Annotated in this window: 18 protein-coding genes; 9 read left to right on the top strand and 9 right to left on the bottom strand. The window is 65.6% G+C overall.

Features of this window, described 5'->3' with window-relative positions; translation table 11 throughout:
* Positions 1 to 21: 21 nt before the first annotated feature.
* From OHA68_RS24335 to OHA68_RS24360, 6 genes are all read right to left on the bottom strand, one after another.
* A complete protein-coding gene (locus OHA68_RS24335) occupies positions 22 to 966 on the bottom strand; it encodes a fumarylacetoacetate hydrolase family protein (protein WP_327102307.1) in 945 nt (314 codons plus the stop codon).
* The gene (locus tag OHA68_RS24340; protein ID WP_327102308.1) at positions 966 to 1916 is read right to left on the bottom strand and encodes a VOC family protein; all 951 of its coding nucleotides are present in this window, start codon (positions 1914 to 1916) and stop codon (positions 966 to 968) included. The genes OHA68_RS24335 and OHA68_RS24340 overlap by 1 nt, the downstream gene beginning before the upstream one ends.
* Positions 1916 to 2941 carry an amidohydrolase family protein gene (locus OHA68_RS24345; protein ID WP_327102309.1) on the bottom strand — a complete coding sequence of 342 codons (1026 nt, stop codon included), beginning with the start codon at positions 2939 to 2941 and terminating at the stop codon, positions 1916 to 1918. The genes OHA68_RS24340 and OHA68_RS24345 overlap by 1 nt, the downstream gene beginning before the upstream one ends.
* Positions 2938 to 4062 (bottom strand): FAD-dependent monooxygenase, encoded by a 1125-nt coding sequence (locus tag OHA68_RS24350; protein WP_327102310.1) that lies wholly within the window; start codon positions 4060 to 4062, stop codon positions 2938 to 2940. The genes OHA68_RS24345 and OHA68_RS24350 overlap by 4 nt, the downstream gene beginning before the upstream one ends.
* Positions 4059 to 4991, bottom strand: coding sequence for a fumarylacetoacetate hydrolase family protein (locus tag OHA68_RS24355; RefSeq protein ID WP_327102311.1), 933 nt, complete (start codon positions 4989 to 4991; stop codon positions 4059 to 4061). The genes OHA68_RS24350 and OHA68_RS24355 overlap by 4 nt, the downstream gene beginning before the upstream one ends.
* A gap of 159 nt (positions 4992 to 5150) precedes the next feature.
* Positions 5151 to 6080, bottom strand: coding sequence for a LysR family transcriptional regulator (locus OHA68_RS24360; RefSeq protein WP_327102312.1), 930 nt, complete (start codon positions 6078 to 6080; stop codon positions 5151 to 5153).
* 134 nt (positions 6081 to 6214) lie between these two features.
* Between OHA68_RS24360 and OHA68_RS24365 the strand changes: the two genes are divergently transcribed.
* Positions 6215 to 7144 carry an MBL fold metallo-hydrolase gene (locus OHA68_RS24365; RefSeq protein WP_327102313.1) on the top strand — a complete coding sequence of 310 codons (930 nt, stop codon included), beginning with the start codon at positions 6215 to 6217 and terminating at the stop codon, positions 7142 to 7144.
* Positions 7145 to 7157: 13 nt separating this feature from the next.
* Here OHA68_RS24365 and OHA68_RS24370 read toward each other — a convergent pair whose 3' ends face one another.
* Complete coding sequence (locus OHA68_RS24370) at positions 7158 to 7727, bottom strand: dihydrofolate reductase family protein (RefSeq protein ID WP_327102314.1); 570 nt, start codon at positions 7725 to 7727, stop codon at positions 7158 to 7160.
* A 209-nt stretch (positions 7728 to 7936) separates the two neighbouring features.
* Positions 7937 to 8092 carry a hypothetical protein gene (locus tag OHA68_RS24375; protein ID WP_327102315.1) on the bottom strand — a complete coding sequence of 52 codons (156 nt, stop codon included), beginning with the start codon at positions 8090 to 8092 and terminating at the stop codon, positions 7937 to 7939.
* A gap of 218 nt (positions 8093 to 8310) precedes the next feature.
* Between OHA68_RS24375 and OHA68_RS24380 the strand changes: the two genes are divergently transcribed.
* The 5 genes from OHA68_RS24380 to OHA68_RS24400 all read left to right on the top strand — a co-directional run bounded on the left by OHA68_RS24380 (position 8311) and on the right by OHA68_RS24400 (position 13162).
* Complete coding sequence (locus OHA68_RS24380) at positions 8311 to 9348, top strand: hypothetical protein (RefSeq protein ID WP_327102316.1); 1038 nt, start codon at positions 8311 to 8313, stop codon at positions 9346 to 9348.
* 670 nt (positions 9349 to 10018) lie between these two features.
* The gene (locus tag OHA68_RS24385; RefSeq protein ID WP_327102317.1) at positions 10019 to 10876 is read left to right on the top strand and encodes a hypothetical protein; all 858 of its coding nucleotides are present in this window, start codon (positions 10019 to 10021) and stop codon (positions 10874 to 10876) included.
* Positions 10877 to 10892: 16 nt separating this feature from the next.
* The gene (locus tag OHA68_RS24390) at positions 10893 to 11723 is read left to right on the top strand and encodes a hypothetical protein (protein WP_327102318.1); all 831 of its coding nucleotides are present in this window, start codon (positions 10893 to 10895) and stop codon (positions 11721 to 11723) included.
* 268 nt (positions 11724 to 11991) lie between these two features.
* Entirely contained in the window at positions 11992 to 12591 is a 600-nt protein-coding gene (locus tag OHA68_RS24395) for a hypothetical protein (protein WP_327102319.1), read from the top strand.
* A gap of 145 nt (positions 12592 to 12736) precedes the next feature.
* Positions 12737 to 13162, top strand: a complete 426-nt coding sequence (locus OHA68_RS24400) for a VOC family protein (RefSeq protein ID WP_327109552.1) — start codon at positions 12737 to 12739, stop codon at positions 13160 to 13162.
* A gap of 70 nt (positions 13163 to 13232) precedes the next feature.
* Here OHA68_RS24400 and OHA68_RS24405 read toward each other — a convergent pair whose 3' ends face one another.
* Complete coding sequence (locus OHA68_RS24405) at positions 13233 to 13478, bottom strand: GntR family transcriptional regulator (protein ID WP_327102320.1); 246 nt, start codon at positions 13476 to 13478, stop codon at positions 13233 to 13235.
* 293 nt (positions 13479 to 13771) lie between these two features.
* On the opposite strand from OHA68_RS24405, the gene OHA68_RS24410 reads away from it, so the two are divergent.
* The 3 genes from OHA68_RS24410 (at position 13772) to OHA68_RS24420 (ending at position 20339) form a co-directional block, all read left to right on the top strand.
* The gene (locus OHA68_RS24410; RefSeq protein WP_327102321.1) at positions 13772 to 14233 is read left to right on the top strand and encodes a hypothetical protein; all 462 of its coding nucleotides are present in this window, start codon (positions 13772 to 13774) and stop codon (positions 14231 to 14233) included.
* 116 nt (positions 14234 to 14349) lie between these two features.
* Positions 14350 to 14508, top strand: coding sequence for a hypothetical protein (locus OHA68_RS24415; RefSeq protein WP_327102322.1), 159 nt, complete (start codon positions 14350 to 14352; stop codon positions 14506 to 14508).
* Between the two features lie 431 nt (positions 14509 to 14939).
* Positions 14940 to 20339 carry a LamG-like jellyroll fold domain-containing protein gene (locus tag OHA68_RS24420; RefSeq protein ID WP_327102323.1) on the top strand — a complete coding sequence of 1800 codons (5400 nt, stop codon included), beginning with the start codon at positions 14940 to 14942 and terminating at the stop codon, positions 20337 to 20339.
* Positions 20340 to 20388: the final 49 nt, after the last annotated feature.

Raw genomic sequence — 20388 nt, forward strand, 5'->3', positions numbered from 1 at the left:
GGGGGGTGGAACGGGTCGGATTCAGGGGCGCGTGCGAGGGCGGGGCCGGGCCTGCGCGATCGGGTGCGGCTCACGTCCGGCGACGACGGTGTTGCGGAGGGTGCCGAGGCCCTCGACCGTCATCGTGACCACGTCTCCGGGCCGCAGCGGGGGCAGATCGGTGCGGCCGCGGCCCCACAGTTCGGCGAGGCAGCCGCCGTTGCCGCAGGTGCCGGAGCCGAGGACGTCACCGGGACGGACCTCGGTCCCGCGGCTGGCGTAGGCGACGAGGTCCTCGAACGGCCAGCCCATGTTGGAGAGCAGGTCCCGGCCGATCTCGACGCCGTTGACCGCGACCGTCATGCCGAGCGCGAGGAAGCCGTCGGCGTCGCGGTAGGGCTCGAGTTCGTCGGCCGTGACCAGGACGGGCCCGAGCGTGGTGGCGAAGTCCTTGCCCTTGCAGGGCCCGAGGCGGACGGCCATCTCGCGGAACTGGAGGTCGCGCGCCGACCAGTCGTTGAAGATCGTGTAGCCGGCGATGTGCGCGGCCGCGTCTTCGGGGGCGATGTCGGCGCCACCCCGGCCGATGACGGCCGCGACCTCGCACTCGAAGTCCAGCCGGGAGCAGCCGGGCGGCACCGCCACCTCGTCGTGCGCGCCGACGAGCGCGTACGGGTTGGTGAAGTAGAACGTCGGAGCCTCGTACCACTCCGCTCCCACCCCGGCCCCGGACGCCATCCCCTCGACGTGCTCCTCGAACGCGACGAAGTCACGCACGGTGGGCGCCTCGACCGGTGGCAGCAGCCGCAGCCCGGCCAGCGGGACGGCGTCGCCGTCGGCCACGGCACGGGCTCCGGCGTCGCGGAGTCCATCGGTACGGAGCAGGTCGAGCACCGTGGTCCCGGCGGGGAGGCGCAGCAGCGTGTCGTCCCGCACCACTCCGCACCGCACCTGCCCGCCGGCCTCGGAGACCGTGGCGAAGCGCATCAGACGGGCGGGGCCATGAACAGGCCCTTGTCCGGGTCGTTGAACGACTTCTTCGCGACGAACTCGTCCATCCGGTTGGCGGTGCCCCACTGGTCGGCCACGTCGGGATCGGACAGGTCGTGCAGGCCGGGGTGCCAGGTGTCCTCGTCCAGGCGCTCCAGCTCGGTCGTGTACTCGATCGTGTTGCCCTGCGGGTCGAGGAAGTAGGAGAAGGTGTTGTTGCCGGCCTTGTGCCGGCCCGGCCCCCAGATCTTCTCGACGCCGGCCCGCAGGAGACGGCCGGTGCCGCGCATGTACTCGTCGATCCCGCGCATCTCGAAGCTCGCGTGGTGCAGGGACGGGTGCGGGCAGCGGGCGATCGCGAAGCTGTGGTGCCACGGGTTGCACCGCAGGAACCACATCATGTGACCGTTGCGTGGATGGGTGAGGATGTCCGAGAGCGCGAAGCCGAGGTGGCGCTCGTAGAACGCGACGGTGGCCTCGGGATCGGCGGAGTTGACCACCACGTGCGACAGGCGCACCGGGATCGACTCGCCCTCCTCGATCCTGCGGTGGGTCCGCTGGGCGACATCGGCGGAGATCTCGACGGTACGGCCCTCGTTGTCGAAGAACCGGAACCCGTAGCCGCCGCCGGGCGTCGCCAGCACTCCCGGCTCCGACACGAGCCGCACGCCGTCCCGCGCCAGCCGGCCGGCGAGGGTGTCGACGTCGGCCGGGGTCGCGGCGCCGAACGCGATGAGGTCGATGCGCTTGTCGGCGGACTGACGAAGGCGCATCACGTACTGCTCGGGCGAGCCCTCCGCGGCGAGGAAGGACAACCCGGAGTCCGTGGTGACTTCCGTGAGACCCCACTGGCCGGTGTAGAAGGCCTGCTGGGCGGCCAGGTCGGGCACGGCGAGGTCGACGTGCCGCAGGTGCGTGATCAGGCGTGGAGCCGCTGTGTCGGACATCAGGATTCCTTCCCGGGGACGAGCCCCAGCTGCTGTGCGGTGCCGCCGGCGATCGCGGCGCGGTCGCCCGCGTCCAGTCCGGCGGCGTCGAGGCGGCCGAGCGGATCGGGCACGCCCATGTCGAAGGGGTGGTCAGAGCCGAGCACCACCCGGTCGGCGCCGACGGCGGCGACCAGGGCGCGCAGCGCCTGCGGGGTGTGGACGAGCGAGTCGAACCAGATCCGGCGCAGGTACGCCGAGGGTGGTTCGGCGCACTGCCGGGCCTCGCTGCGCACCTGCCAGGCGTGGTCGGAGCGGCCGAGGTAGGTGGGCAGGTAGCCGCCGCCGTGCGCCGCGACCACCCGCAGGCCCGGGTGGCGGTCCAGGACCCCCGAGAAGATCAGATGCGAGAGGGCGACGGCGTTCTCGACCGGCTGCCCGACCGTGTTGGCCAGGTAGAACCGGTCGAGCCGCTCATCGAGCGAGCAGCCGAAGGGGTGCAGGAACACCACCGCGGCGGTCTCGGCGGCCCGCGCCCAGAACGGGTCGAGCCGGGCGTCCGACAGCTCGACGCCGGGGGCGAAGGAGGAGATCTCGACGCCCTTGAGGCCGAGACCGAGGGCGTCGTCGAGTGCGGCGACGCACAGATCGGGATGTTGCAGGGGGACCAGCCCGAATCCCACCAGCCGGTCGGGAGCCTGGTCGACGACGGCCGCCACGCCGCGGTTCGCCGCCCGGCACACCGCGGTCGCGAGCTCGGGGTGGGCCCAGTAGTGGTAGTGCGACGGGGACGGCGAGACGACCTGCACGTCCACGCCCGCCGCGTCCATGTCGGACAGACGCCGGTCCACGGTCGTCAGCGCGGGCAGGGCCGCCCGGACCATCTGCCCCGAGACCGCCATCGACTCCGCGCCGTGCCGCTGCACCTCCAGCGCGCGGAGCTCGGCGAGCCCCGGCTCGTCGGCGACCAGCGCCTCCACCTCGGCGACGAGGCAGTGCGCGTGCACGTCGATGACGAGGTCCCTTGACTCCACGGGCGCGTTCACGGCTGCTCCATGAGCAGGGAGTGCACGCGGCCCATCAGTCCTGGCAGGTCGCCCCGCTCGCCGGCCAGCAGCCACCGGCACATCTGCACCGAACTCTCGACCACCGTGCGCGCGCGATCGAGCCGGCGTGCGGTGAACGCCGACCACAGGTCCTCGTCCAGGGTGTCGCGGGTGGTGAGCAGCTCGGCCAGCACCAGCGCGTCCTCCAGCGCCTGAGCGGCGCCCTGCGCCATCGTCGGCGGGCAGCAGTGGGCGGCGTCACCGATCAGCACCGTGCGGCCACGGTGCCACGGCCCGTCCAGGAGGTGCCATTCGAACCACGTGTAGTTCACCCGGGACGGGTCGGTCAGGTTCGCGCGGATGTCGTCCCACGCGCCGTGGTAGTGCTCGGCGAGCCCGCGCATCGTGGCCAGCCGCTCGTCGGCGGAGAGCGCGCCGCGGTCCCGCGCGTCCTCGACGAGGTAGGCGTAGAGCGTGTCCTCACCGGTCGGGCAGTACCCGGCGATGTAGGCCGCGCCGCCGTAGCAGAGGTCGGTACGGGTCACCGACGGCGGCCGTTTCGCGAACGCGCGCCAGATCCCCATGCCCACCGGCTCCGTCCGCAACGGGACGCCGAGCGCGTCACGGGTCCACGACCGCACCCCGTCGGCGCCCACGACGAGGTCGTAGCGAGCGCGCGTGCCGTCGGAGCACCCGAGGTGGACCCCGTGCTCGTCCTGTTCGAGCGAGACGGGCCGGACCCCGGTCCGCACCCTCGCGCCCAGCCCGACGGCGCGCTCGACGAGCAGGCGGGCCAGGTCGGGGCGGTAGATCCCCACCGTGGCGGGAAGGTCCGGACCGCCTGTCCGGGCGTCGGGCAGCTCGGCCAGCAGCGCGCCGTCCGGCGTGCGCAGGGCGGCCGAGTCGAAGGCGTACCCCGCCCGCTCGACCCCTTCCCACACCCCGAGGCGACGCAGGACGCGCAGTGCGTTGCCCTGCAGCGTGACACCTGACCCGAGGGCGCCGACCTCCGCCGTGGTCTCGATGACGTCCACCGCCACGCCGGCTTCGGCGAGGAGGATGGCGACGCCCAGACCGGCCATTCCGGCGCCGATGACCCCGACGGACTCGACCGCGGTCATGGCGCGACCACCCGGGTGCGCTGAACGCCCAGCCCGGTGATCGTGCCGGTCATGACGTCGCCCGCGCGCAGCAGCCGGCCGTGGGCGATGCCGTTGCCCGCCGGGCTGCCGGTGAGCAGCAGGTCACCGGGGCGCAGCGGGGTCGTTCGCGACGCGGCCGCGACGATCGCGGCGACGTCGCAGATCATGTCCTTGGTGGACTCGTCCTGCATCACTTCTCCGTTGAGTTCCAGCCGGATCCGCGGGTGCTCGGGCACGAACTCGGCGGGCACCAGGTAGGGGCCGAGCGGGGTGAAGCCGGGGGCGTTCTTCGCGCGGTACCAGTCGGCGCCGATCGCCGGCATGTCGCGGCGGAACACCAGGTCACGCGTGGTCAGGTCGTTGGCGATCGTGTAGCAGGCGACGTGTTCGAGTGCGTGCTCGCGATCCACGCGGAACGCCTCCCGGCCGATCACGACGGCCAGTTCGAGCTCCCAGTCGTGCTGCTGGGAGTAGGCGGGGAGCACGACGTCGTCGTAAGGGCCGGTGACGGCCGAGGGCAGTCCGATGAACAGGTACGGCTCGCTGTCGGCGGTGCGGCGCTCCATCGCCGCCGCGGCCTCGGCCCGCACCTCGGACTCGGGCCGGTCACCGGGAGCGTGCTTGACCGCGAGCTCGATGACGTGCGTGCGATAGTTGGCGCCGGCCTGAAGGACCTGCCCCGGCACGAACGGCTGCCGGAGCTGCTCTTGCTCCAGCGGGCGGGTGGCCTGGCCGGTCAGCGTGCGCAGCGTCCGCAGCACCGAGTCCCAGTCCTGCAGGAGCGCGTGCACCGTCGGCCCGAGGTCGGAGAGGTCCCGCCAGGTGGGATCCCCGTCGAGATCGACGACCAGCGCGGGACGCTCCGCGGTGCCGTCGGCGACCGTGGCGAGGGCGAAAGGGGCAACCACAGTGGTCCTTCCATCCATGTGCTGTGATGGCCACCACTGTCCGCTCGACCAACCGCATCGGGGAAGCTGAAATAGCTGATGCCCCACATAAGGCAGACGAATGTCTTGCCAGTGGGCGGTGCTTCCACCGCGGTGGGCGGTACTTCCGCCGCGAACCCCTCAGGCCCGTCGGTCGAGGTGCCGCGTCGTCTCGGTGAGGACCGACCGCAGCCAGGCGTGATCCGGACTGCGGGTGTGCAGCGGATGCCACCAGAGCGTCTCCACCACCGGCACCACGTCCCAGGGACAGGCGAGCACCCGGAGCCGGCCGGTGGAGGCCAGCGCTTCCGCCAGATGACGCTGAACGAGTCCGAGCCGACGACTCCCGACGATGTAGAACGGCAGCACGAGGAAGCTCTCGACCACCACCTGGACCCTGGGCTCGATCCCCAGTTGCTCCAGCTGCCGCACGGCGGACAGGAAGCGGGTCGGTCCGTGGTAGGTGAGCACCCACGGCATCTCGGCGACGTCCGCCATGGTCAGGGCGTCACCGACGGCATCGTTGTCCTGGTCGGCCACGCACACCCACTCGTCGGTGAACAGGTCGATCGAGGGGAGGTTGAACACGAATCCGCGCGGCAGGATCATGCCGTCCACCCCACGAAGCCAGTCGGCCGGGTTGTCCGTCAGGGGGTTCGAATGACTCTCGAACCGCATCTTGACGCCCGGAGCCCGGTCCGCGAGCACCTGCGTGACCCGCGGACCGATCACGGCCATGGCGTAATCCGAGGCCTGCACGGTGAAGGTGCGCCTGGAGGTCGCCGGATCGAACACGGCCTCGCTGGCGAACACGCGCTCGACCTCGTTCAGCGCGTGCGAGGTGCGCAGCCGCAGGGTCTGGGCGAGCGGGCTCAACTCGGAGGTGTTGCCTGAACGGATGAGCAGCGGATCGTCGAAGTGCCGCCGCAACCGGGCGAGCGCGGCCGAGAGGGCGGGCTGGGACAGGCCCAGACGAGCGGCCGCACGCGTCACCGACCGCTCCTCCAGCAGGACGTCCAGCGACACCAGGAGGTTCAGGTCCAGGTTCGACAGCTTCACCGCGGCCTCCACATCGCGCTCCCTGATGTGGGCATCAGCGCATTCAGCCTAACCGATGACCGTGCCGCAGGTCATCAGTCCTACTGATGGCGGGTATACGCGAAATCAGCTTCCCGACAGGAGCAGGCGGGCACGAGGGTAGACGCATGAGTGACGATGCTCTTGGTGATCCGCGGATCGAGGACTTGGGTGGCGGCCTCTACGCCTACGTGCAGCCCGACGGCGGTTGGATGATCAACAACACCGGGATGCTCGTCGGGCGGTCCGGGACGGTCGCCGTCGACACCTGCTCGACGGAACGGCGCACCCGCGCGTTCGCCGCCGCCATGCGTACCGTGTCGCCGGGACCGGTGCACACCCTCATCAACACGCACAGCCATCCCGACCACACGGCCGGCAACGCCTGGCTGCCCGGAGCCACGATCGTCGCGCACGAGAACACCCGCTCGGAGATGCTGGCCATGGCCGCCGCGCCACCGCTCACCGGGATCTTCGAGCCGATCGACGAGGGCTCGCTGCCGCCGGCGCCACCGTTCCTGACCTACCGCGAGGGCGTGACGCTGTGGGTCGACGACCTGCGCTGCGAGGTCCGCCATGTGGGCACCCCGGCGCACACCACGAACGACTCGGTCATCTGGGTGCCGGAGCGCTCCGTCCTGTTCGCGGGCGACCTGCTGTTCGCGGGCGGAACGCCCTTCCTCCTGTCCGGTTCGGTCGCGGGCTCGATCGCGGTCCTCAAGGACGTGATCGCCGCGTTCGGCGCCACCACGATCGTGCCCGGCCACGGCCCGGTGTGCGGCCCCGAGGCCATCGACGACGCGCTGGGCTACCTGCGTTTCGTCCAGGAGGTCGCGAAGCAGGGCGTCGCGGCGGCGCTCTCGCCGCTCGACGCCGCCCGTCAGTGCGACCTCGGTCCGTACGCCGGATGGCTCGACAGCGAGCGCATCGTCGGCAACCTGCACCGCGCGTACGCCGAGGAGAACGGCGCCGCACCGGGCGTACGCCTCGACATCCCGGCCGCGTTCCGCGACATGGTCACCTACAACGCCGGCCGCCCCCTGACCTGCCGGGCTTGATGGGGACAGGCGGTCATCTCACGACCCGGAACCGCAGGTGCGTGACCGCGTCGGAGGCGATCACCTGCGTGCGCGTCAACTCGATGCGGCCAAGGTCTTCCAACAGCCGGCTTCCGGCGCCCAGCACGACCGGCACCAGGTTGATCAGCAACTCATCCAGCAGTCCGGCCTGGAGGAACTGCCGTCCCGTCTGGGCACCCATCACGATCACGTCCTTGTCGCCGGCGGCGTCCTGGGCGGCCTTCAAAGCAGCCTCGATACCGTCGGTGACAAAGGTGAACGTCGCGCTCTTCATGGCGAGCTCGTCGCGGGCCTGGTGGGTGAGCACGAAGGTCGGCACCGGGTAAGGGGTGTCCTGCCAGTGCGGCAGGCCGACGTCGAACGTACGCCTGCCGACCACGACCGCACCGGCCGAAGCGGACATCGCGGCGGTGACGTCCTTGTCGCGCGGGTCAGGCCGGTCCGTGAACATCCACTCGTGCAGCCGCATGCCACCCTTGCCCATGGGATGCTCCGCACCGATGTCCGGACCGGCGACGAAACCATCCAACGACATGCTCTTGTACAGCACCACCGTGCCCATAGAACCCTCCTGATCACTGCCCTCAGAAGGTGGACCACCAGACCCCCCGAAACTCATCGGCGCGCGGCCGCACGGCAAGCCCCGAATCCGCAACGCCTGGGGCCAGGAGCCGACGGTGAACCAGGAGCGGTGCGCGCATGGTTCATGGCGACCCGGGAGCAGTAGGGGAGCACGGTCACCACACCGGGACGGGCCTGCTGGACGAACGCTTACGGGACCGTACGAATACCGCAGGTGACGTGCACCCTGTCGTACGACGCCCGCTCCGGACACCCAGCCGCACTGTCACCCACGACCAGGTGGACGCCCGCCTGGGCCAGGTTCCTGGCGGCCTGCTTCGCCACCACGGGATCCACCTTGCTCACCCACGGCCGCCTCCCTCGCGTCGTCCAACCGCTGAGGGTGACCGTACGGTTGCGCAGTGGACTCGGCGAGGGGATCGCACGAAGAGGAAATGGGAATTACCGTTATTCTTGCGGCGGCAGCTCTTTTCGGTGATAGGTGCAAGTTCTCTGTTTGTTGCGGGTTTCATATCGTTTTGAGGCGCGCTGTGGCGGTTCGATCACTGATATAACCTTATTTCATGATCAAAGCCGAACTCGCTCCTGTGAGCGTCACGCATGACGGTCACGGGCGGTGGGTGGCGCGTGCTCCCAGGAGGGTGCTGATTCTGGAAATGCTGCGCCGGGTGGCCATGGTGGTGTCATGTTGCGCGCTCCTGGTCGCGTGCGGAGTCGTGGATCGGGATGACGAACCGCGACACCGGTATACGGACCTCCTCCGGTTCGGATACGTGCTCACCAATGCTTTCCGTGCGACCCATCCCGAATTCATGGTGATCAGCGGTGACATCCCCTGGAGCCGTGCGCCGGGTGAGATGGCCATCGAGCTGTGGGCAGACCAGAATCTTGATCATCAGACCAGGTCCGGCCCCTACCCTCCCCTGGCATTCGCCATACGCCAGGACAGAGATTCGGGACGTATTCACTACACCACCCCCCACGACCTTGTCTCTGTGCCTCTTCGGGATCTCCTCGGATCGCTTGGTGCGGAGCCGGCCGCCCTGTCGTGGGCCATTCGCCGCATCGGCCGGCACGACGCGGCGAACGTACCGCCGAAAAAGGCCATCGACGAGGAGTTGAAGAAGGCGGGCCGCACCAAGGAGGTGACGGCGGTCGTCGAACTGGAAGTGCCCCTGACGATGGGCGACATCCGGAAGCGAAAGTATCTGAGCGACAGCAACGCCATCTTCTCGCCCGCCACCGCGGACGGTCCGCCCATCTACTGGGACAGCCGCATCACCGAATTCTGCCGGTCCTGTGGCGGGAACAGCGACGGGATGACAGACGACTTCCGCTTCTGGGTGCACCTGCTGGAGCCGGTCGACGAGGCCGCACTGAACGAGTTCGGGTTGAGCCTCGCCCGGCTCAGGGAGGTCGCCCGCGCCGGGAAGGCCCACGGCTTCATCGCACACGACGCAAACCCCGCACTTCTCCGGAAGCTGCTGAAGCAGGACTACATCAGAACCATGCACTTCGTACGGACCCGGCAGCACTGCGATCCGGACCTCGACGAGTGCGTTCCCGGCTCGTGGCCCAAGGATGACGAGTTGTATGGGTGACGGATCCGGCAGCGAAATATTGATGGAGCCGCACGGCTCGGCACGGCAAGACGGCCTCTATTGCCTACTCGATTCGTACCGGGATGGAGAATCATGCGGATGAGGATAAAGCGGGCGGCCGCAGCACTGGTCGCCGTGTGCTTCATCAACTTCAGCACCGGTTGTGCGATGTGCGCAGTCTCACAGGGTCCGCCAGTTGTTCTGCCGAAGTCGGATGCCGCTGCGACGTGGTGGTCCGCGCATATCTTGCCGCCGTCCAGGCACGCGACTCTGATGCGGTCCGTGCTCTATCGGCGCCACGCTATTACGAGCGCTTCCACAGTTGGCCGGACGATCTGATCGATTCATGGGCGGACGTAAAGGTCTCCGAGGTCGGCGATCCAAGGCCCGACGTGTACGGCCTGGGCGGCTATCGGCAGGTCCGGAGAATTGACGTCGATATCGAGGTCCGCCGATGCAACGAGGAGCCTCCGAATGACGACCGGCATTATCCGTACACCTTTCTGACGGGACGGCAGTCGGACGGCGCCCCTTTGAAGATCATTGACTTCGGAGGGTTTGGACGAATCAGGCGGCCCCCAGTCGCTCTCGTAGAGTCATCTCTTCCGCACTGTCGGCCGCGCTCCAGCGAATCATCGAACCGATCTCTTGGGATATCATGGCAGCGAAAATGAGCAGGATCCGCCTAGGGATTGTGGCCGTCGTGGCATTGACGCTGACGGTGTCAATGACCTCGGTCGGTGTGATCCTGTTTCCTGTGGGGGATCGGATGTCCTCTCCGGGTATGTGGATGGATAAGTATCGGGCCGAGGACGTGTGGCGGGTTCTCGTGAACGGCTTCGCCTCGGCCAACCCCGACTACGGGGTGAGCTTCCTTGATTCGCGGCGGGATGAGCTGCCGGTGTCGAGTCAGGGTGGCGAGCTGCGACTGGTGTTGTCGCCCATGCCAGGGATCTTGGGAAACGACCTTCGGTTCGAGAGCTCGATAAAGCTGCTTGCGGACGGCTCGGTCGAGACGCCCAGACTGTGGAGCTCACGGATCTCGGCGGCTTACAGGCTGCTCGCGTTCAGAACCGCCCCTGTCGAAGACATGCTTGACGAGGTGCGTGGTCCGTTCTGGGCCACTGGTGTCGTCTGGTTCAAGCGCCCGATGACGATGGCGGAAGTGGCGGCGTTCTGGCCGCACGCGATACAGACGGTCTTCTTCCCGCCGTCGGCACGCGGGGCCGAGGCGCCCCCGATCACCTGGTCAGCGACCACTACCTGCACTATCGGGGGCATGAAGAAGTGCGAGGACAGCCTTTCAGCTGTCGCCCAGTTTCAGCGCTGGGCATCCAGCCTTACCGCACAGGACTATGGCCTGCTCGAACAGACGGGTATGGACGGCGAAGAGATCAAGGCGAGGGCTGCTTCCGGCCGCATCGCCGGAATGCTGGTGACGAGTGATCTCACCGGGATGCGGCAACTGGCCAGGAGCCCAGCTGTTGAAGGGGCTCAAGTCGTAGAAGTCACGCGCATGTGGGGGTAGCAGAAAAGTTAACGCGATGGAAAGGTCGGCCATGGATCAAAAAAGAAAAGTCAGAATCATAGCCGTGATAGTGGCGAACGTCATCTTATCAATTGAGATCTTCCATTTCCTCGCCGATGAACCTGAGCGTTTTCGCGAGGTGTACGCCGGAGCCGTTCAAATGGCACATCCAGAGCATCGGCTGATCGGCTCAGGCGCAAGCATCAGTCTGACCTCAACATCCCTTGAGGTCATGGCCGACGAGTATAGCGGATCGGAGATGGGATTTCTCTATGGCTCGGTGAGCATGACTGTTCCAAGATATCTTAGCAAATCGCTGCCCTCCGACACGAAAATGACGGGCATGCTCCAGTCATTCAATGGTGGGCACGGTGTAGATCATGGTGCGAAGACGCAAGCTCGCCACGAGCTGACAAATCTGGTGGAAAACACCTTCGCCACCGCAGTGATCGAACTGGCCGAACCTCTGGATGAGCAGCAGTTGGACGCGACATTCGCAGACCTGGTGCACACGAAGACGGACACCTCATTTCTGTTCTTGTCCGGCCTGGAAGCGGGAATGAAGAAGCCCATTTTCTGGCGACCTTGCGCTGTCTACCGCGCTGATGTGTGCGAGGGGACGTCCAGCCTGGAACTCTATCGCCAGTGGATGTCCCGGCTCTCCTGGCTGGACAGCATCGGCTTTGCTCAACTAGGCCTGAACGTCAACCGATTGCGAGAGGCCGCATGGGAAGGGCGTGCCTACGGATTGCTTGTCTCCGGGTATCCCCAACCCTGGCTGTTGGAAATTTTGAACATGCCGGCAGTTCGTACGATACGCATTGTTGAGACATGGACCATCGGTTGATCGGATCGCACCTGAGAATGGGATCAGTATGTTACGTCCACGCCCGTTGGAAGCGTTCCTCCTCGCGTGCCTTGTGTTGGCGGGCTGTACGACAGGCTCGCCGCCTGATGGAGTGGATCATAAAGCAGTTGTCTGGGTAAATGCACTCGCTGTGTCCAGTCCTGATTATCGGGTGGCATATGAAGAACATCTGCTCTCGAGGGTATGGCGCGAACATGGTGAAACCGTTCGCGTTATAGTAGAGCCGCGATGGCCGAGGGCGTCGTCCATGGACGTATTCGGCCGGCAGGACCTGGAGATGCAGCTCTCCTCCGACGGTTCTGTCAGTCGGCCACGCCTGAGACCCTGGAAGCTTACCGAGGCCATCGAGGCGCTTCACAACGAATCGGATCAGGCGAGGATGACTAAGGAGTCATTAGCACTGCTCGAAAAAATGGAACCAAAGGAAAACTTGAGGGTCACATTGGTGGTCGGCTTCAAGAAGCCGATAAATGAAAAGGAGGTGCGGCAGATCTGGTCTCCTATTCCTGACGTCGCCCTGCTCTCACCGCTTCGCGGTGACGGGGACATGCCCATATCATGGGACTATTCTGGTTACTGTAACGCTCGTGGATTCGATGACTGCAACCCCGACATCAGGGGGTCACTCACCGCAGGCTTCAGGCGCTGGGTAGGACTTCTGGAGCCGGACGACCAAGGCCACCTTGACTCGTTCGGACTCGACCTTTCCGAGTTGAAGGAGAGGGCCGCTGAAGGCGCCTGGTATGGAATGATCATCAGTGGGAGTCCGGACTCCGCAGAAGCTCGTGCCCTTGTCAAAGACCCGCGAATCAGTGTGGTTCTGGTCGGGCAATTAGCTCTCGGGTAGATCTACGAATCAGCTTCAGATTCGGTCAGGGCGCGGGGAAATGCCGCAACGGTTACACAGGTTGGATTCGTAGATTCCTGGGCTGATTAGTTGACGCCAATGCCAAGCTGTGCTCTTTAGACTTGGAGACATGACTATTCAGCGGATGGACAACGTCGCCATCGTCGTCGACGACCTGGACGCGGCTGTCGCGTTCTTCACCGAGCTCGGTATGGAGCTGGAAGGCAGGGCGCAGATCGAAGGCGTCTGGGCGGACCGCACCGTCGGATTCGACGGCGTCCGGAGCGAGATCGCGATGATGCGGACCCCGGACGGCCACAGCAAGCTGGAATTGACCAAATACCACGCCCCAGCGGCGTCCGCCGCCGAGCCGGCGAACCCGCCGCCCAACACGCTGGGCCTGCATCGCGTCATGTTCGCCGTCGACGACCTCGACGACACCATCGCCCGCCTGCGCGCCCACGGCGCCGAACTCCTCGGCGAGGTGGCGCAGTACGAGAGCATCTTCCGGCTCTGCTACCTCCGCGGCCCCGCGGGCATCATCGTCGCCCTGGCCGAACAGATCGGCTGACGCGGGTCCGCCGCGCGGGACGGGTCAGCGATGCGCGAAATAGGGGACTGAGCGGAAGAGCGCCATGCCGTCACCGCGGCGGAGGTTGCGCGACCACGAACGTGCCGCGACCTCTCACTGTCCGGAGTGCGCCCTGCTCATTGAGGGTGCGGATCGCCGCTCGCACAGTGTTGCGGCTGACGCCGAACTCCTCGCACATCTCAGCTTCCGATGGGACGGCACGGTTGGGCTCGTAGGTGCCGTCCTTGATCCGCTCCAGGATGACGACCGCGATCTGCTGGTAGATCGGGTCTGGTCCGAGCAGGTCAATCACCATGTAACCGACCCTAAGCGACCTAGGTGAATGCTAACCGTGTAGGTACAGGTGCTGACAGGTGGGCACGTGTAGGAATAACATTGCCCCTGCGACCATCGGTGGTCGACCAATTCGGGAGGCCACCGTCGGGTGCGCCTCGGTATCGGGGCCTGGAGAGGAGCTCGCGTGATGCATCTGTACGGCAGCCAGCTCGGCGAGGTGTCATTCAGCGGAGCGTGCGGCGGGAGTCCGCAGGAGGAGGACGTGGAGAGTTGCGTCCTGATCGCTGCGATTCGGGCGGGGAGCGGCTGAGCATGCATTGGCACGCGTATCAGTGGGTCGAGATGGGAGTCCACCGGAGCAACGAGGTCGTACGGCAACCGTTGCCGCCTCACGTCGTGACGTCGGTGCTGTCACCGAGGCAGGACAACAAGTGGCCGGGCGAGCAAGGGCCGCGGGCGGGGGCGACCTTTGGGGAGGTCTGGCTGGCGGTGGTCTGGCTGGCCGGTGCGTACGGCCGGATGCGTGCGGAGTTGCCGTTGCCGGAGGTGTTGCTGGAGGAGCGGTTGGAGGCCGCTCTCGACTTGCTGCCTCGTGGGGTGGACGTGCGGTGGAGGGAGTGGTTGTCCGGTGGGCGGTTCGTCACGATCGGCGTGGCGTGCTGTCCGAACTGGCAGGTTCCCCGGCCCTGCCCGATGCGCCGCTCCTCCTCCTCCGAGCGCGCGGCGGCCGTACCGGCGCTGACAGCAGGAGCGACCTGGGAGGTAGGGCCGTGATGGAGTTCCACAGCCGTCATCCGAAGCCCCTGTGGGAGGGTTTCGTCCCGATCGTTTGGTCGGAACCGGTGCCCAGAGGCGGCTCGACCAGGGTTCGGGCGCATACGTGTGAGTGCATGACGCCGTCGTACGAGCTGTGCTCGGCGGGCGGCCTGGTCCACATCCGCCGGACCGTGCAGTCGGCCGAGGGTGCCTGCGTCAGAGAGAGTCCTTGGCTGCGGGCCGCCGCAGCGCATCGGCTGTGGGAGAGCCTGCTCGACGGCCACGCCCGATGAACCGCGTGCGAGTCCGGTGTCGCCCCGTCGCCATTCAATCGCCCACTGTGACTGCACGGCTACGCAATAGTTCGAACGAGAGTCAAGGGTGCAAAGGGGAAATATCAATTACCGAATTGTCATAGATTCTTCCCTTCGGGGATCGGTGTCTCGTCTGCCCGTGTTACGGGTTTTTAGATCAAATTATTGTGATCTAGATCGTGTTGATCACTCGCGATCTTCGATGAATGATCAAGGCTGACAATTCGAACTAACTTTCACGGAAGGTGTCTGTGGACCAGTTAGGCAGCCGATCGATCTTCAGCAAGAGACCAAGACGGAGACTCGCGGTCGCAACGACGCTCACGGTGGCGGCATCGTTGCTGGTCGCGGTTCCCATCACGCAAGCCGTGGCCGACCCCGATGCACAGGCCGCGGCCAAGGGCCCGGCGGTGACCACGTTCCCGCGCCCAGAGGACCCGGACGCGGCTCTGCGCGCCGCAGTCGAAGAGGCGAAGAAGCAGAACAAGCCGGTCGCGGTGCAGGCCGCCTACACGGAGACATCACGTACGTGGGCATATCCGGACGGCCATCTGGCCACCGAGTCCTATGCCGGACCGGCGCAGCTCAGGCAGGGGGACGGTTCTTGGGCGTGGATCGACACCTCTCTGGTCGAGCAGAACGGCGTACTGAAGCCCAAGCTGGCCAAGGCCAACGTGCGACTGTCGGCAGGCGGATCCGACCCGTTCGCGACCATGACCCTCGGCAGGGAGAAGACATTCGGCCTCTCCTGGCCGACTGAGCTGCCTCGCCCGCAGATCAAGGGCAATGTGGCGACCTACCCGGGCGTCGCGGGACCGTCGGGCGACCTGGTCGTGACGGCGCTGCCGACCGGCTTCCGGCATGACATCGTGCTGCGCGAGCGCCCCACCGGCCCGGTGGAGTTCCGCATCCCGGTGCAGGCCAAGGGGGTCACACTCAAGAAGACCAAGGCGGGCGGGCTCTCCCTGACAACAGCCAAGAACAAGGAGGTGGCCTCCGCGCCCGCGCCGCTGATGTGGGACGCGGCGGCCGAGAAGCCGAGCCCTGATCGCCGGGGACGCCAGGCCAAGATCAAGACTACGGTGGAGGGCAAGGACGGGGCGACCGCCCTGCTGCTCAAGCCGGACGCCGACTGGCTGGCAGATCCCGCCACCCAGTATCCGGTCACGATCGATCCGACCACGACGCTCGGGGTGACCCAAGAGGTCTCCATCGAAGCACCGAACTCCCAGTTGTCACCGGGGCAGGTCGGCAAATACGCGGAGTGCATTTCGAGGTGCTCGTCGGGGGGCACCGCCGTCTACGAGATCCGGCCCACTCGTTCGCTGATGGCGTTCGACACGGCGCCGATCACCGGCAAGCAGGTGGTCAAGTCCACCCTGCAGCTGCGGCTCAAGGACGAGGTGTACGACTTCAACTGCGGCGAGTTCCAGGGGATCGCAGCGCAGCGGATCACCCAGCCGTGGGAGGCCGATGACACCTTCTGGGAAGACCAGCCGGAGAGTACGGAGGAAGGCCGGGCGTCGATCGACCCGTGCGCACTGCCCCCGACACCAGGGTCGGTGTGGAGCTGGAACCTCACCGACATGACCAGGCTGTGGGCGTCCGGCACGGCGAACCACGGTTTCGTCATGAGGCTGACGGACGAGGAGACGACCCCGCCCAACTACGACGAGTCGTACTCATTCTGGCCCGCCATGTTCGGCACCAGCGATGCGCCCAAGCTCAGCGTGGACTGGGTGCTGCCCCCGGAGATCCCCACCGTGACCGCCGAGTCCATCGACTCCATGGACGGCAACGACGCGATCGCCCGCAGCCAGAACGTCAAGGTGACGTACAAGTCGGCCGTGGCGGAGGCGACACCGCTCAACTACACGGTGACGGTCAACGACTCGACCATGGCCGCGCCGGCCGTCGAGTTGCCTGCGGGGGAGGCCGCGTACTGGAAGCTTGACGAGGCCTCAGGCGGCACTCTCACCGACTCCTCCGGCAATAACCGAGCCGCCACCCTGAGCGGCGCCCACACTCGCACGCCCGGCCAGCTCGGCCAGGCGGTGACGTTCACCGGCGGCCGTGCCAAGACCAGCGGCCCTGTCATCAACACCAACCAGAGCTTCACCACGGCCGCCTGGGTACGGCTGGACGACAGCACTACTGACCATAACGTCCTGTCGCAGATGGGCGTCTACTCGCCCGGCTTCAGCCTGTCCTATACGACGTCGAGCGCGCCCGAGTACGACCAGCGCTGGCTGTTCTCCATGATCACCCGGGATAACCCGGACACCATCAACGAACGTGTGATCCAATCCACCAACCTGGCCAAGGTAGGTGAGTGGACGCACCTGGCCGCTCAGTACGACAAGACGGCGGGCAAGCTCCGCCTGTACGTGGACGGCGTACTGTCCGGCGAAATCGACCACACCCCCAACTGGAACGCCCGAGGCGCCTTCGAGATCGGCAGCTCGGAATATCCCCCCGGCGACAACCTCAAGGGGGCCTTGGACGACGTTCACATCTACCAGCGGGCGCTGACCGCCAACGAGATCCGCACCCTGGTCGGCGTGCCCGGCACCACCACCCACAACAACATCCCGTCCGGCCAGGCGCTGGACAAGGTCTTCGCGCTGGACAACCCGGCCAGCTTCAAGTTCGTGGTCAAGGCCTGCCGAGCCGGCGTGACGCCGCCCTCGTGCAACGAAAGCCCGGCCTACCGCATCACGAGCGACGCCCCGGCGCTGCCCTCCGACAACGAGACCGGCATGGCCGACCCGACCCAGCCCATCCTCTCGGGCATGGTCAACCGCCCCTCCGGCGGCCCGGTCACCGCCAAGTACTACCTGTACGACAGCACCGGCGCACCTGTCGCATCCGCGCCGCTCGGCAGCCGTACCGTCAACGGTGGCGAACGCGCGTCCTTCCAGATCCCTGCCAACACCGTGCAGCCAGGAAGCACGTACAAGTGGCAGATGACAGCATGTGCCACCGGCCCGCAGGACGGCGGCACCGATCCCAACCCGGACCCGGATCCCGACCCCACCCCAACCCCGGACCCAGATCCCGATCCCGATCCGGACCCCGACCCTGATCCGGACCCGACGCTGCCTCCCGGCCTGGTGGCCGCCTATGCCATGGACGAGGGCACCGGCACGACCGTCACCGATGCGACCGGTACCAACAACGGCAGCGCCGACGGCACCTCCTGGGTCACCGGAAAGTACGGCAAGGGGCTGTCCTTCAACGGCTCGGACAGTTCGGTGATCATCAACGACTCCCCGTCGCTGCAGATGACCAACGCCTTGACGCTGTCAGCCTGGGTCAAGCCCAGCACCGTCGACGACTACCAGGCAGTCATCGCCAAGGACTACTTCACCAACTTCGACATGTCCTACGCTCTGTACGCGTCCGGCGAGGGCGGCGTCCCGATGGGCTGGTTCTCCACAGAGGACGGACCAGGCGGAGCGCTGGGTGAGAGCCCTCTGACACGCAACACATGGGCCCACCTCGCCCTCACCTATAACAGTGCCGGCGCCAGGCTCTACCGCAACGGCTCCTTGATCGGCGATTTCCCCTCCGCCGGCGCCATCGCCGATGACGGCGGTGCCCTTCACCTCGGCGGCGACACCCCCTACGGCGACTTCTTCAAGGGCGTCCTCGACGACGTCCGCATCTACAACCGCGCCCAAACCGCCGCCGAAATCACCACCGACATGAACACCGCCCTTGGTGGCGCATCCGCATCTTCGCGGACGATCAGCACTAGCGCCGACAGCGAGACCGACATTGAGGTCTGCACCTCCAAGACGGCGCCCGTTTCCTTCACCGTCCCGGGTACACCTTCGCCGGACCCCGAAGAGAATCTTCACGAGCTTATCCTGGGCAAGGATAGCTTCGTAATTAAGAACGCCGCTGGAGCCGCAGACGCCTGCGGCGGGAGCGCATGCACCTTTGCAGACAGTTCGATCATACGCGTGGGCGGAAATGGTGGTGACAACCAAGTCAGTGTCGTGTGGATTAAATTGGACGAGCTGCCGGATGGTGCCGTTCCAACCGAATCCATCCTCGATCTCGGTACGCCTGTCTGTTCTGGTGCGTCATGCGTTGAGAACTCGATGGTCTCAATTATACGACTAAACTCTGTGGTTACTGGGGAAACATCGACCGCCGATATCGTGGAAACCACGAACGGTGACTCAAGGTATTCCGTAGCTATTTCCCAGCCGAAGGCCGACATTGTCGGCGATCAGTATTCATGGCTTTTGCTACGGTCAGACAGTACGAAGACGATCTCATTCGGAGACCCGGCGGGAGTATCTCAGCCAAGTCTGAAATTGAAATACCGAGCGGCCGGCCCACCCAGCAAGGTACAAGACCTTACGGGACGATCCGGTGACGGTGGCGTTATCGCTTCTTGGGCTCTGCCGGCCAGCACTGGCTCTCTCTCATTGCTGGAGGGGTACGATGTAGAGGCGGTTTCGTCAGCTGGCGATACGGTAAAATCCATCCACACCGAAAATCCCTCCGTAACGATAAATGGTCTAACGAACGGAGAGATGTATACGATAAAAGTAGCTGCTAGGACGCGTTTTGGTCGTAGTGAATGGGAATCCATTTCACTGACGCCGGAAGCAGTTATTGTACCTGTAGCAGGCGACTGTCCGCCGGTCGGCCCTGAGCAACTCAAGGTGACGGTAAAAGAGTACTACCTGCGTCAAAGCGGAGTCATCGAAGGTAGCTATCCTGACGTTTGGTCCAGCACCATCGGTGGGGCAAGAGCCAAGGCCAATTCTGCTCTAGATCCACGAAACCCTGCGACCGCCAAGCTGTCTCTCACTAACGCTGTGCTCATCGCAGAGAAGGAGGGTCTGAGTAACAGTAATACGATTCGAACCGGTACCGCAGTCTCCCTTAGCAACACACTCGCCTATAACGCAGCTGACGGCACACCTACGCTTCGCGCCGACGTTGAGCGAAGTTGGACCGATGTTACGACCGACGAAAACGGCAACGAACTGTCGAAGCCGACGACCTTGAACGACACATTCGACTACTCGTTCGGCACATGCGGGCATGCCGGAGTCGTCTCCGTGGTTGTTGACGTCGACGTCAGCGATATGGACATGATCCTGGACGGGTCAGGTTCTAACGGCTGTGCGGGTGCGTCGGCCGTCGCAAAGAGTATCGCCGCTGCGGCGACGGCCACGTGCAGTGGATCAAAGAGGGGGGATATAGTCTCTGATTATCAGGTGCGCTGTGACTTCGGTCAGGATATCTGTGCAATCCTAACCTACGGCAAGCAGACCGTTCTGCCCGGAATGGTTCTCGAAGCCGGTGGAGCGCTTCGCTGGTCAGGTGTGCACAATTACGCCTTGGGTGGTCCGACGAGTGTACGCGTCGAAGAACTCCAAGGATGGGTTCATGTTACAACTACACCGGCTTTCAGGAAGGCAAATAAAAACCTAATGGCGAACTTGAAAATCAAGTTCTCCACAACTGCTAAGTTCTCGATGACAGTAGGAAGCGTGGCGATCGACTCGGGGGGTGTAGGGGGAGGCTTCGGGAAAACTTCGGACTCTGCTTTCTATGCGCTCGACGGCGAGCCCAAATCAACTAAAGAGCAGATACCGGTCCCCGGGAATGTCAGGCCATTCACCGTAGACTGCGATGGGCTCTTCGGCGTATGCTGGTTCGATAGCATCCGGCATGCGATGAATGTTCTGGTGCAGTTCCCCCTCGGAAAAGGAGGGCCAGGCACTGGTGATCCCATGTTGCTGCAGAGCGGATGGGTTAGGGCTTCTACAAAGTACTGGTAAAAATTAGTGGCAGGTGGGCCGACTAGCCCACCTGCCACTCGCTCGGGTG

Origin of the sequence: Nonomuraea glycinis, assembly GCF_035920485.1 — a bacterium.
Taxonomy (GTDB): Bacteria; Actinomycetota; Actinomycetes; order Streptosporangiales; family Streptosporangiaceae; genus Nonomuraea; species Nonomuraea glycinis.